General features: G+C 37.4%; 11 protein-coding genes. 10 read left to right on the top strand and 1 reads right to left on the bottom strand.

What is annotated here, in order from left to right; translation table 11 throughout:
- Positions 1–142 precede the first annotated feature (142 nt).
- The 3 genes from prmB (at position 143) to A6A20_RS10445 (ending at position 3,044) form a co-directional block, all read left to right on the top strand.
- Positions 143–1,072: a 50S ribosomal protein L3 N(5)-glutamine methyltransferase gene (gene prmB, locus A6A20_RS10455; RefSeq protein WP_279573367.1), complete on the top strand. Its 930-nt coding sequence runs from the start codon at positions 143–145 to the stop codon at positions 1,070–1,072.
- Between the two features lie 596 nt (positions 1,073–1,668).
- Positions 1,669–2,679 (top strand): HTH-type transcriptional repressor PurR, encoded by a 1,011-nt coding sequence (gene purR / locus A6A20_RS10450; protein WP_279573366.1) that lies wholly within the window; start codon positions 1,669–1,671, stop codon positions 2,677–2,679.
- Positions 2,680–2,780: 101 nt separating this feature from the next.
- Complete coding sequence (locus tag A6A20_RS10445) at positions 2,781–3,044, top strand: GlsB/YeaQ/YmgE family stress response membrane protein (protein ID WP_279573365.1); 264 nt, start codon at positions 2,781–2,783, stop codon at positions 3,042–3,044.
- A gap of 78 nt (positions 3,045–3,122) precedes the next feature.
- Here A6A20_RS10445 and A6A20_RS10440 read toward each other — a convergent pair whose 3' ends face one another.
- Positions 3,123–3,542: a hypothetical protein gene (locus A6A20_RS10440; RefSeq protein WP_279573364.1), complete on the bottom strand. Its 420-nt coding sequence runs from the start codon at positions 3,540–3,542 to the stop codon at positions 3,123–3,125.
- Between the two features lie 119 nt (positions 3,543–3,661).
- Here A6A20_RS10440 and A6A20_RS10435 point away from each other — a divergent pair, with 119 nt between their 5' ends.
- The 7 genes from A6A20_RS10435 (at position 3,662) to dxs (ending at position 14,366) form a co-directional block, all read left to right on the top strand.
- The gene (locus A6A20_RS10435; protein ID WP_279573363.1) at positions 3,662–4,285 is read left to right on the top strand and encodes a DNA methyltransferase; all 624 of its coding nucleotides are present in this window, start codon (positions 3,662–3,664) and stop codon (positions 4,283–4,285) included.
- Positions 4,266–5,792 (top strand): Eco57I restriction-modification methylase domain-containing protein, encoded by a 1,527-nt coding sequence (locus A6A20_RS10430; RefSeq protein WP_279573362.1) that lies wholly within the window; start codon positions 4,266–4,268, stop codon positions 5,790–5,792. Before A6A20_RS10435 ends, A6A20_RS10430 begins: the two co-directional genes overlap by 20 nt.
- Before the next feature lie 6 nt (positions 5,793–5,798).
- Positions 5,799–8,288, top strand: coding sequence for a DEAD/DEAH box helicase family protein (locus tag A6A20_RS10425; RefSeq protein ID WP_279573361.1), 2,490 nt, complete (start codon positions 5,799–5,801; stop codon positions 8,286–8,288).
- Positions 8,289–8,508: 220 nt separating this feature from the next.
- Entirely contained in the window at positions 8,509–11,148 is a 2,640-nt protein-coding gene (gene ppc / locus A6A20_RS10420) for a phosphoenolpyruvate carboxylase (protein WP_279573360.1), read from the top strand.
- A 183-nt stretch (positions 11,149–11,331) separates the two neighbouring features.
- Positions 11,332–11,577, top strand: coding sequence for an exodeoxyribonuclease VII small subunit (gene xseB / locus A6A20_RS10415; RefSeq protein WP_279573359.1), 246 nt, complete (start codon positions 11,332–11,334; stop codon positions 11,575–11,577).
- 26 nt (positions 11,578–11,603) lie between these two features.
- Positions 11,604–12,488, top strand: a complete 885-nt coding sequence (gene ispA, locus A6A20_RS10410; RefSeq protein ID WP_279573358.1) for a (2E,6E)-farnesyl diphosphate synthase — start codon at positions 11,604–11,606, stop codon at positions 12,486–12,488.
- 18 nt (positions 12,489–12,506) lie between these two features.
- Positions 12,507–14,366, top strand: coding sequence for a 1-deoxy-D-xylulose-5-phosphate synthase (gene dxs, locus A6A20_RS10405; protein WP_279573357.1), 1,860 nt, complete (start codon positions 12,507–12,509; stop codon positions 14,364–14,366).
- Positions 14,367–14,368: the final 2 nt, after the last annotated feature.

Below are 14,368 nucleotides of genomic sequence, written 5' to 3'. Positions count from 1 at the left end.
CATTTATTATCGCCATTTGAATTTGCAATAAGCCAAGGCGATATTCTTGCAAAGCAGAACGACGATAAATCCAACGGAAAGAGATTTAGCTCCCAAGCTAAATATGATATAACTAGCGACAATATTTTTAAAGGAGCAAATAATGACAAATTTTATTGATACCGATTTAATAGAAAAAGATTTACACAGTATTAAAGATTACTTGCGTTGGGCATATAGTCAATTTAATCAAAATGATATTTTTTATGGGCATGGTTATGATAATGGGTGGGACGAGGCAAGTCAGCTAGTTTTAACCGCTCTGCATTTGCCACCAGATGTACCAAGCGAATTATATGACGCTAAACTTACCCAAGTAGAAAAACAACGGATTATTGAATTGGTCATTGCCCGCATTGAACAACGTATCCCTGTAGCTTATTTAACCCATACTGCTTGGTTTTGTGGCTTGCCTTTTTATGTTGATGAATGTGTATTGATCCCTCGTTCCCCCATTGGTGAACTAATTCAGCAAGGATTTTCCCCTTTACTTGAGCATAGTCCAAAACGTATTTTAGATTTGTGTACAGGAAGTGGCTGTATTGCCATTGCTTGTGCAGAGCGTTTTCCTCAAGCGGAAGTTGATGCCGTAGATTTATCTTTAGAGGCGTTAAATGTAACGGAAATAAACATTGAACGTCATCAGCTACTTCATCGTGTTTTCCCAATTCAATCAGATTTATTTGAACAATTACCCCTTGACCAATATGATTTGATCGTTACAAACCCACCTTATGTGGACAGCGAAGATATAGCGGATATGCCAGCGGAATTTCATCATGAACCCATGCTTGCTTTGGCCGCTGGGCAAGATGGTTTATTATTAACGAAACGTATTCTAGCCAAATCCGCAGATTATCTTAGCAAGAAAGGGATCTTGGTTTGTGAGGTAGGAAATAGTATGGTGCATTTAATAGAACAATACCCACAAGTCCCATTCCAATGGCTAAGTTTCAAACAAGGTGGAGACGGTGTTTTTGCGTTAACCAAAACACAATTAATAAAATATCGTGCTTTGTTTGAAACAGAATAAATCAATAAGTGCGGTGAGTTTTACATAAATTTGGCGTTAAAACTACCCACATATATTTTGAACTTTGATGGCCAACCTTATTTACGATCGTCGTTCCACTTTAAAATAATGTTACGTTGACACATCTTGTACTTTTTAAAGTGGAGCAACTATATACGTCTACCACTTAAATAATTCGATTCTATACGTATAACATACTGTTACAGGAAAAAATAAAGGGAATGGCACACATTCCCCTTAATCATAAATTGTATCTACATTAAAAAATTAATGATGCTAAAAATACGATCATAGCTAAAGCAAAAACCACTGTTAGCATTGAATAACCAAAAGTACCCATAATAATCACCTCTTTAAAAGTCAAAAATTTGGTTAAACTCTAACAAATTTTGAGCGAAAAAGCCATTAATTTATGTTGAGTAATGCCAAACAAGCAAATTATATAGTCGTTTCAATTTAAAGTGGAATGACTATAGTTGCTCCACTTTAAATTGAAACGACTATATTTCTCTACCTAATCAGCATATTGTATGCCATAATTAACCATTTTATAGGCAATTTAATCCCCATAATAATCACATTAAATCGGAGAATATATGGCAACCATTAAAGATGTGGCAAAAATGGCGGGGGTATCTACCACAACGGTATCCCATGTTATTAACAAAACACGCTTTGTCGCAGAAGATACGGCTAAACAAGTACTTGATGCCATAGAAAAATTAAATTATTCACCCAGTGCTGTGGCTCGTAGCCTAAAGATTAATACCACAAAATCCATTGGTATGATTGTTACCACCAGCGAAGCGCCCTATTTTGCTGAAATTATCCATGCCGTAGAAGAACATTGCTATCGGCAAGGTTATTCATTATTTTTATGTAATACGCAGAATGATCCTGAAAAAATTAAAAATCATTTAGCCATGTTGATTCAAAAACGGGTTGATGGCGTATTAATTATGTGTTCAGAATACAATCCAGACTCTTTAGATCTCTTTAGCCAATTTAGTCAATTACCTATGGTAGTAATGGATTGGGGCTTAGATAACGGCAAAACTGATGTTATTCAAGACAATAGCTTTGAAGGTGGCTACCTTGCCACCAAGTGTCTTATTGAACATGGACATAAAAACATTGGTATTATTGCAGGAAATTTACACAAAATTACTGCTCAAACTCGTTATCAAGGTTTTATCAAAGCAATGGAAGAAGCCCAATTAACCATTAATCCTGATTGGATAATGGAAGGCTCTTTTGAACCTGAAGATGGTTACGAATGTATGAATAAAATCCTCAACCAAACCACCTTACCCACCGCAGTATTCTGTTGTAATGATGTTATGGCATTAGGGGCAATTTCTGCTATTACCGAACGAGGTTTATCCGTACCTAAAGATATTTCCATTATTGGTTATGATAATATTCATTCCTCACGTTTTTATGCTCCTCCGCTCACTACAATTCATCAATCTAAAACCCGTTTAGGCGCTAAAGCCATTGAATTATTATTAGCGAGAATCCATGGTGAAGCCGCTACACCAACAACCATTGAAATGTATCCTGAATTGGTGGTACGCCAATCAGTACGCAACATAACAAAATCATAGCTATTACTCTAATATTTTGATTTTATTCATAAAACAAGTTAAACTTACACAACCTAGTATAAACTAGGTTTTTTATTAATTATTTAAGTAGGAGAAAAGCTATGGGCTGGATTGCAGCAATTATTATAGGTGCTTTAATTGGTTGGATCGCAGAAAAAGTCATGAAGAGCGATATGGGCTTATGTATGAATATCATAATCGGTATCATTGGTTCATCATTAGGGCGTTGGATTTTTGGTGATTTATTAGGCATTGGCTCTGCCCACGCCGCAGGACAATTAAATATTGCAGGGTTACTCTTTGGTGTAGCAGGTGCCTGTATTCTTATTGTTATCTTACGTTATCTCAATATTATGAAAAAATAATAAGATAACTACAAAAAGTGCGGTGAAATTGACCGCACTTTTAGCGTCTATTGAGTTGTTTTCTATCTATATTAACTATCAATATTTATTCGTCCGATAAGCCTTGTGCATGGCAATAATCACTTCTCTAACGGTTTTACGTTGTTCTCTTGGCAAATTCAAAAAAATCTTAAATAAACGTTGATCATCATAACTGGCTTGAGTATGCCAAAAAGTGTCTTCACTATCTTGACGTTGTTCAGACAAATTAATTCGTTGCACTCGTTCATCAGAAACAAGCTCTCGCAAATCTACATCAAGCCAATCAGCTAAGGTTTTTAAACGCTCATTGGTAGGAATCACTTCGCCACGTAACCAGCGTGCCATTGCATGTAATCCAATGGGTTTACCATAATGGCGTAAATTAAACTCTCGTTCTAAGGTTGCGGCAGTTGGCTCGTAACCTCTTTTTTGCAATAAGTCTTTTAGTTTAATTGAAAAATTTTTCTTCTCGTCCATATCATCATCTCAAATTGAACGATGCCATTAAATGAGATTTTGACATTTATAAACGTAACTATTATTATTTGTTACGTTAATTATTCCAATTTAGTTACATTAAAAGTTACGTTATTCCAATGAAATCACAAATTAAATCCAAACAACGTGTTACCGATCATGGCGAAGTGTTTACACGTGAGCAAGAAGTGAATGCAATGCTGGATTTAGTCAAAGATGAAACCGAGAAAAAAGATGACGCTCGCTATTTAGAACCAGCTTGTGGCGATGGAAATTTTTTGATTGAAATTTTGCGGCGACGATTACGACATATTGAGCAGCGTTATCAACAATCGCAACGTGAATATGAGTTTTATGCGGTATTCGCCCTGGCTGGACTCTATGGCATTGATATTCTAAAAGACAATGTTTTTGCTTGTCGCCAACGATTATTGGGTTATTTTGGCGAGCAATACCAACGCCTTTTTCCTCAGCATAATCCTAAAGTGATTGAGGTGGCACGATTTATTCTTTCGCTCAATATTTTGCATGGTAATGCCTTAACCATGAAATATGTGGAACAAGATGAATTTCTGCATTTTTCCCAATGGTCGGCAGTGTCTTTTCCGAGAAAATGGTCGCTTAAACGGCATGATTTTCGCTATACCGATTTAGTTGACTATGCTGATGAGCCTTATCAATCCATACAAGAATATCAAAGTTGTTATTTTCTGGAGATAGAAAATGCTAAAAAAATCCTATGAATATAACCCTGATGTCTTATCTTGTTTAGCCAATTTATCAAATGATGAAGTGTTTACATCGCCGAGTGTGGCAAATGCGATGATCGACTTAATTCCTGCGGAATATTTTTCTGATCCAGACCGCACTTTTTTAGACCCTGTTTCTAAAACGGGCGTCTTTTTAAGAGAAATTGCTAAGCGATTAATTGTTGGGTTGGCAGATGAAATCCCTGATTTACAAACCAGAATTAACCATATTTTTACGAAGCAACTTTTTGGCATTGCCATTACTGGGCTAACCGCTGATTTATCCAGACGTACCCTTTATTGTAGTCGCCACGCCAATGGGCAATATGCCATTTGTTCTTTATTTGAAAACCAACAAGGCAATCTCTTTTTTCAGGTAGCTGAGCATCAATGGCATAACGGTAAGTGTCGTCAATGTGGGGCAGCTCAATCCGTCTATCAACGAGATTCACATTTAGAAAACCATGCTTATGGGTTTATTCATTTATCCATTGAACAAATTCGAGAAATTAATCCCAATTTTCCTATGCACTTTGACGTTATTATCGGTAATCCGCCATATCAATTAAGCGATGGTGGGGCACAAGCCAGTGCCACTCCTATTTATCATCATTTTATTGAGCAAGCTAAAAAACTGAAACCTAAACATTTAATTATGATTATCCCTGCTCGCTGGTACACAGGCGGGAAAGGATTAGATTCATTTCGTGATGCCATGTTGTCAGATAAGCAAATCGTTGAATTACATGATTTTCCTAATTCAGCGGATTGTTTTTCAGGTGTTGATATAAAAGGCGGTGTTTGTTATTTCTTATGGCGTTCAGGCAGCGAACAAGATTGTAAAGTGGTAACTCATGAAAATAACGAAATTACTTCACAAAAAATTAGATCTTTAAAAGAAAAAAACTTAAATATCTTTATTCGCTATAATCAAGCAGTACAAATTTTACATAAAGTATCCAATTTACAAGAGCCTAGTTTTAGCGAAATAGTCAGTTCTGCAAAACCTTTTGGATTACGTACTTTCTTTAAAGGGAAGCCTAAACCTTATCAAGATACATTTAATAATGTTACTTTATATCAAAATAAAGGCATTGGTTATATTCAAAAACAAGATATTCCTCTAAATAAGCAATGGATTGATTGCCATAAAGTTATTGCTCCTTATGCCGTAGGCTCTGGCGACAGTAAAACTGACTGGGTTAAACCTATCTATGCTCCCCCTAACTCTGCTTGTACTGAAACTTATCTGGTATTCGGACCTTTTGATAATGAAAATATTTGTGAAAATGTAATGAGTTACATTAACACACGTTTTTTTCATTTTATGCTTACATTAAAAAAGAATACTCAACACACAACCAAAAAAACTTATGAACTTGTCCCCCAACAAGACTTCTCCAAGCCTTGGACAGATGAAGAACTTTATCAAAAATATCAACTGACTAAAGATGAAATTGCCTATATTGAAAGTATGGTACGCCCAATGGATAAGGATTAACAAAAAATGAATACATTACTCACGCCATTACGCCAACCGAAAATCTATGCCTATTCTGATACCCGCTTTGAGGGTTGCCTCAAAATTGGTTATACCGAACGTTCTGTGGAACAACGAGTTCAAGAACAATACCCAGTGAAAACGCCCCATCAAAGTTGGAAAATTGAGTTAGACGAATTAGCACAACGTAATGATGGTTCATTATTTAAAGATCACGAAGTTCATCAATATCTCAAGCAACAAGGTATTTTTCCTATTGAGGGCGAATGGTATGCGTGTCGCTTAGAAGACTTAAAAGCGGCATTATTAGCCATTAGAAAAGGCATTATCAACCAAGAAAACCGCATTTGTGATTTTGCAATGCGTCCAGAACAACAAGCTGCTGTTGAAAAAACATATCAATATTTTCAGCAGTTTCAACAAGATGAGAAAAATACTCAAAAAACACCGCACTTTTTATGGAATGCTAAAATGCGTTTTGGCAAAACCTTTGCCGCTTATCAACTTGCCAAAAAAATGGGCTGGAAAAAAATCTTAGTCTTAACGTTTAAGCCTGCGGTACAACATGCTTGGCAGGAAGATTTGCAAAACCATATTGATTTTGAACGTTGGCATTTTGTTACCAAACAAGCACAATGGCAGGAAAAGTACGACTATCCACAAATCTGTTTTGGTTCATTCCAAGATTATCTCGGCAAAAATAAAGCAGGTGGCATTAAACTGAAAAATGAGTGGGTACATGCTATTCATTGGGATTGCATTATTTTTGATGAATACCATTACGGCGCTTGGCGAGAAAAAGCCAAAGATTTATTTGATCAAACCGCTTGGCAATCACAACAAGAAGCAGAAGAAATGGAAATGGCATTGCCCGATTATTTTGATGAAGAAATGTTGCCCATTACCACCAATCATTATCTCTATCTTTCAGGTACTCCCTTTCGAGCATTAAATTCTGGCGAATTTATTGAAGAACAAATTTATAACTGGACCTATAGTGATGAACAACAAGCCAAAAAACAATGGCAAGGTGAAAACAATCCTTATTTATCCTTGCCTAAAATGGTCATGCTAACCTACCAATTACCTGAAGAAATAAGAGAAGTGGCTTTGAAAGGGGAATTTAATGAGTTTGATCTCAATGTATTTTTCTCGGCAACTGGCGAGGGCGATAACGCAAAATTTGTTTATGAAAATGAAGTACAACAATGGCTATCCTTTATTCGTGGACAACTCAGAACTACCACCATTGATAACCTTAAATTAGGGGCAGAAAAACCACCAATGCCTTTTGCCGATGTTCGCCTTAGCCAAAGTTTGCTACATACGTTTTGGTTTTTACCCAGCGTATCCGCTTGCTATGCAATGAAAAATCTCCTTAACCAAAAACAAAATCTCTTTTATCAAGATTATCAAATCATTGTTGCTGCAGGTAACCAAGCAGGTATGGGAGCAGACGCCTTAATCCCTGTGAAAAAAGCCATGCAAAATCCGTTAAAAACCAAATCAATTACCCTATCTTGTGGCAAACTTACCACTGGCGTCTCGGTTGCCCCTTGGACAGGCATATTTATGTTACGCAATTTAAGCTCCCCTGAAACCTATTTTCAGGCAGCCTTTCGTGTGCAAACCCCTTGGGTATTGCGTGGACGAGATCCTAACCAACCCAATAATGAATGTATTATCAAACAAGAATGCTATGTTTTTGACTTTGCCCCTGATCGCGCCTTAAAGCAACTGGCGGATTATTGTATTCAACTCAATACTGACAACAAAAACCCTGAACAAAAAGTGGCTGAATTTATCCAATTCTTACCTGTATTAGCCTTTGATGGTAGCAGTATGCGAGAAATTGATGCCGCTGGTATCTTAGATTTAGCCATGAGTGGAACAACAGCTACCTTACTTGCTCGCCGTTGGGAAAGTGCGTTGTTAGTGAATGTGGATAATGATACCTTGAAAAAATTGCAACAAAGCGCTGAAGCAATGCAAGCCTTGATGAATATTGAAGGCTTCCGTTCTCTCAATCAAGATATTGATACCATTATCAATAAATCGGAAAGTGTGAAAAAAACCAAACAACAAGCCAATGAACAAGAACTTAGCCCCAAAGAGAAAAAACAACTAAAAGAGGAAGAAAAACAAGAACGCAGTTTACGCAAACAAGTACAAGAAAAACTGATTAAATTTGCCACACGCATTCCTATTTTTATGTATCTCACTGACTATCGTGAATACACCTTACAAGATGTGATTACCCAACTTGAACCTGAACTCTTTAAGCGTGTTACTGGCTTAACACAACAAGACTTTAATTTATTAGTGAGCTTGAATTTATTTAATAGCGGTATGATGAACGATGCCGTCTATAAATTCAAACGCTATGAAGATGCAAGTTTAAGCTATACAGGCATAGAAAAACGACAAGATGAACGGATTGGGTTGTATGATACCACTATAAGCAAACAAGAATACAGGCTACTTAATCCCCACTAATTTAAACCAATAAGTTAAAATAAGTTATTAACTTTATTTTAACTTATTGTTATTTATATTAAATTTAATAGAAATTTTTCAGTAAATTTTCAGTAAAAATAGATCTAAAACAACTATCCGCTATTTTTTTATTTAATAAATTAAATGATATTTGCGTCCTTTGTACATTTTTGTTATATCTACTATCAGTGATTATTTTAATTTTATGAGGGTATTTCCTATGATTGAACAGTACTCAGCAATGCGACACAATATCAATATGCTTGGGCATTTTCTTGGCGAAACCATTAGTGATGCACAAGGTAGCGATATTCTTGATTTAATTGAAAATATTCGTGTGTTATCACGCAATTCTCGCAATGGTGATGATCAAGCAAGAAATCAGTTGCTTGATACTTTAGAAAATATCTCAAATGATAATATTATTCCTGTTGCTCGTGCATTTAGCCAATTTCTTAATCTGACTAATATTGCTGAGCAATATCAAGGTATTTCTCGTCATCATCAAGACAAAAATGCGTCAGATCGTTCTATTTCTGCCTTATTTCAGCGATTAAAAGCACAAAATACCTCTCAACAGCAACTGTTAGATACGGTTGAGAAATTGCTTATTGAGTTGGTTTTAACCGCACACCCTACTGAGGTAACTCGCCGTTCTTTGGTGCATAAACATGTAGAAATTAATAAATGTTTAAGCAAATTGGATCATGATGATTTGACCGAAAAAGAACGTAAACAAATTGAAAGCCGTTTATTACAGCTTATTGCGTTAGCTTGGCATACCAATGAAATTCGTACTCAACGCCCAACCCCCTTTGAAGAAGCAAAATGGGGCTTTGCGTTTATTGAAAATAGCTTATGGCAGGCTGTTCCAGCATTTTTGCGTCAATTAAATGAGAATATGGTGGAACATTTTGATTTGCAATTACCTGTTGAATTGACCCCTGTGCGTTTTTCTTCTTGGGTTGGGGGCGATCGTGATGGTAATCCTTATGTAACTCATCAAGTAACGGAAAAAGTATTATATTTAGCACGTTGGAAAGCCGCCGATCTCTTTTTGAAAGATATTCAAGCCTTAACGGAAGAATTGTCTATTGTTGAATGTACCCCTGAATTTAGACAAAAATATGGCGATCATATTGAACCTTATCGGGTGTTGGTCAAAGAATTGCGTAGTAAATTAATCAATACCTTAGCTTATTATAATGATTTACTCTCTGATCGTAAGCCGAGTATTGATGAAAGTGTGATTATTCGTTATGACGAACAACTTTGGCAACCGCTTTATGATTGTTATCAATCTTTATTGGCTTGTGGTATGCGTATTATTGCTAATGGTTTATTATTGGACTGTTTACGCCGTATTCGTTGCTTTGGGGTTACCCTTTCTCGTTTGGATATTCGTCAAGAAAGTACAAGGCACACTGATGCGATTGCTGAAATTACTCGCTATATTGGCTTAGGCGATTATGCACAATGGACAGAAGAAGATAAACAGGCTTTTTTAATTAAAGAACTCAACTCTCGCCGTCCGCTTATTCCTTTAGATTGGACACCTTCAGCGGAAACTAAGGAAATTTTGGATACCTGTAAAGTTATTGCTCATCAGCCAGAAGGTGTCATTTCCTGTTACATTATTTCTATGGCTCGCACAGCCTCTGATGTGCTGGCTGTGCATCTATTATTAAAAGAAATGGGTGTGCCTTATCATTTACCTGTGGTGCCTTTATTTGAAACCCTTGATGACTTGGAAGCCTCTGAGCAAGTGATGACCCAATTATTTAATATTGGTTGGTATCGTGGGGTTATTAATAATAAACAAATGGTGATGATTGGTTATTCCGATTCCGCCAAAGATGCAGGTATGATGGCAGCCTCTTGGGCACAATATCAAGCACAAGAATCTTTAGTGAATTTATGTGAGCAATTAGGCATTGAATTAACCTTGTTCCATGGGCGTGGTGGTACTATCGGACGTGGTGGCGCACCTGCTCATGCGGCATTATTATCTCAACCCCCTCGTTCTCTTAAAAATGGCTTACGAGTAACCGAACAAGGGGAAATGATCCGTTTTAAACTCGGCTTACCTGACGTAGCAGTAGAAAGTCTTGATTTTTATGCCAGTGCCATTTTAGAGGCAAATTTATTGCCACCGCCTGAGCCTAAAGCAGAATGGCGTAACCTGATGCACGAACTTTCCCAGTCGTCTTGTCAGATTTATCGTGGTGTGGTGCGAGGGGATAAAGATTTTGTGCCTTATTTCCGTAGTGCTACCCCTGAGCAAGAATTATCCAAATTGCCTTTAGGCTCACGCCCCGCTAAACGTAATCCCAATGGAGGGGTTGAAAGCCTGCGTGCCATTCCTTGGATTTTTGCTTGGATGCAAAATCGCTTAATGTTACCTGCTTGGTTAGGGGCTGGTGCGTCATTACAGCAAGCTATTGCTCAAGGTAAGGGCGAAATTTTAGAAGATATGTGCAAAAACTGGCCTTTTTTCTCTACCCGTATTGGTATGTTAGAAATGGTTTATAGTAAAGCAGATACTTGGTTAGCCGAACATTATGATCAGCGTCTTGTTAAACCTGAATTATGGTATTTAGGTAAACATTTGCGTGAACAACTTAATGCGGATATAAAAACGGTGTTATCTTTATCGCACGAAGATAACTTAATGACCGATTCGCCTTGGATCGCTGAATCCATTGCCCTACGCAATATCTATACTGATCCATTAAATATTCTGCAAGTGGAATTATTATGCCGTTTACGCAAACAGGGGGAACAACCTAATCCTGATTTAGAACAAGCATTAATGATTACTATTGCAGGTATTGCTGCGGGTATGCGTAATACAGGTTAAATTTTGGATTTACACTTAAAGAAACAAGCTAAATACCCATTAAGGGTATTTAGCTTTTTGCTTATAAAACAAACAATTATGCTGTAATTCTATTAATTTTCAGCAAATCTTGCAAAAATCCACCGACAATCAGGCAAAACTAAAGTACAATATCGCTATTTAAATTCATTCCTAGGATAAATTATGGTCGCCAAAAAAAGCAATAAAAACAACATAGACTTTGAACAAACGCTAACGCAATTAGAAGATATCGTTGTTCGTTTAGAAACTGGCAATCTTAGCCTAGAACAATCCTTAGCCGAATTTGAACAAGGTATTCAACTGGCTAAACAAGGGCAACAACGTTTAAGCCAAGCTGAGCAACGTATTCAGATTTTATTACAAAAAAATGAAACAGCTGAATTAAATGATTATCAACTTGATGAATAATTTCTCCATAGAATGTGTGCATAAATATGTATCAATTTAATCAAGACTTACAACAATTACAGCAACGAATTAACCATTTTCTTAACCAACAAGTAGATAATGTGAGTTCTTCTCATTTATTAGATGCCATGAAATATGGTTTATTACTTGGTGGTAAGCGTATTCGCCCTTTTCTTGTTTATGCCACTGGGCGTATGCTCAATGCTGAAATGCAACATCTTGATTATGCGGCGGCAGCCATTGAAGCTATTCATGCTTATTCTCTTATTCATGATGATCTTCCAGCAATGGATAATGATGAGCTACGGCGAGGACAACCAACTTGTCATATTGCCTTTGGTGAAGCCTCCGCAATTTTAGCGGGCGATGCACTACAATCTTTTGCTTTTGAGTTGGTGAGCCATATTCCCACTTTGTCCCCCCCTCAGCAACTTAAATTAATTCAGCAACTTGCCATTGCCGCAGGGGTAAAGGGTATGTGCCTAGGGCAAAGTCTTGATTTATTGGCTGAACATAAACAAATTTCTTTAGCCGAACTTGAACAAATCCACCGTAATAAAACAGGTGCATTATTAACTGCGGCAGTGATGATGGGCTTTTATTGTTCCCCTTATTATCAAGATAAACAATTAGGCGAACAATTAAGCCAGTATGCACAAGCTATTGGTTTGGCTTTTCAAGTGCAAGACGATATTTTAGATATAGAAAGCGATAGCCAAACCTTAGGCAAAACCGCAGGCTCAGATTTATTGGCTGACAAAAGCACTTATCCTAAATTACTGGGATTAGCAGGGGCAAAACAAAAAGCACAGCAACTTTATCAACAAGCTATACAAGCATTAGACAATATTTGTTTTAATACTACCGCACTTCGTGAACTCGCGGCATTTATTATTCATAGAAAACATTAATGTGGGGCAATAATAACCATGCAAAAGTATCCTCTTCTCACTCTCATTGATTCACCTGATGATCTCCGCTTACTTAGCAAAGATCAACTTCCTCAAGTCTGTCAAGAACTACGAGATTATTTATTGGAATCAGTGAGCCAAACTAGTGGTCATCTTGCATCAGGTCTCGGCACAGTAGAGCTTACCGTTGCTCTCCATTATGTATTTAAAACTCCCTTTGATAATCTCATTTGGGACGTAGGGCATCAGGCGTATCCTCACAAAATTCTCACTGGTCGCCGCGATAAAATGCACAGTATTCGGCAAAAAAATGGCTTACACCCATTCCCTTGGCGTGAAGAAAGTGAGTTTGATGTGCTGAGTGTTGGGCATTCCTCTACTTCAATCAGTGCTGGATTAGGTATGGCAGTGGTAGCACAGAAAGAAAATGCAGGGCGTAAAACCGTCTGTGTGATTGGTGATGGTGCAATTACAGCAGGTATGGCATTTGAAGCCTTAAACCATGCGGGTTCATTACATACGGATATGTTAGTTATTCTTAATGACAATGAAATGTCCATTTCAGAAAATGTGGGGGCATTAAATAATTACCTTGCTCGTTTATTATCAGGCTCATTTTATTCTTCTATTCGTGAAGGGGGCAAAAAAATTCTGTCCAATCTTCCGCCAATTAAAGAATTTGTCCGCAAAACAGAAGAACATGTTAAAGGCTTTGTTTCACCTGTTGGCACAATGTTTGAAGAATTGGGGTTCAATTATATTGGTCCGATTGACGGACATAATATTGATGAACTCATTACCACGCTCAGTAATATGCGTACATTAAAAGGTCCACAATTTCTGCATATTATGACCAAAAAAGGCAAAGGTTACGCCCCTGCGGAACAAGATCCCATTGGTTTTCATGGTGTCCCTAAATTTGATCATCTTAGCGGAAAACTGCCTAAATCTAGCACTGTACCCACTTATTCTAAAATTTTCGGTGATTGGCTTTGTGAAATGGCAAGCAATGACGAGAAACTTATCGGCATTACCCCAGCGATGCGAGAGGGGTCTGGTATGGTTGAATTTTCTCAACGTTTTCCACAGCAATATTTTGATGTGGCTATCGCTGAACAGCACGCAGTTACCTTCGCAGCTGGATTAGCCATTGCAGGTTATCGCCCTATTGTCGCTATCTATTCTACATTTTTGCAACGTGCTTATGATCAAGTGATTCACGATGTCGCCATTCAAAATCTTCCTGTTCTCTTTGCCATTGATCGAGCGGGTATTGTGGGCGCGGACGGACAAACCCATCAAGGGGCATTTGATATTAGTTTTATGCGTTGTATTCCAAACTTGGTGATTATGACCCCAAGCGATGAAAATGAATGTCGGCAAATGCTATATACGGGTTATCATTGCGGTAAACCTGCTGCGGTACGCTATCCTCGTGGCAACGCAGTTGGAACAGAATTAACTCCACTACAATCTCTTCCCCTTGGACAATCTCGGCTTATTCGTCAAGGTGAAAACATTGCATTATTAAATTTCGGTACATTACTTCCTGCGGTAATGGAAGTGGCAGAAAACCTTAATGCAACAGTTGTTGATATGCGGTTTGTTAAGCCTATTGATGAACAAAGAATTATCGCACTTAGCCAAACGCATCAGCTTTTAGTCAGCATTGAAGAAAATGCCATTCAAGGCGGAGCAGGTAGTGCGGTTAGTGAAGTGCTAAATAAAAATCAAAAATTGACCGCACTTTTACAACTGGGTTTACCTGATTATTTTATTGCTCAAGGTACACAGCAAGAAATGCTGGCAGAACTCAAACTTGATAGTCAAGGAATACAACAGCAAATTCAGCATTTTCTTGCTCAACAAGAACTTTAAAT

Origin of the sequence: Volucribacter amazonae (genome assembly GCF_029783845.1) — a bacterium.
In the GTDB taxonomy this organism is placed as follows: domain Bacteria; phylum Pseudomonadota; class Gammaproteobacteria; order Enterobacterales; family Pasteurellaceae; genus Volucribacter; species Volucribacter amazonae.
Note: the sequence above shows the minus strand (reverse complement) of the source record. Positions and strands in the feature narration are given on the sequence as shown.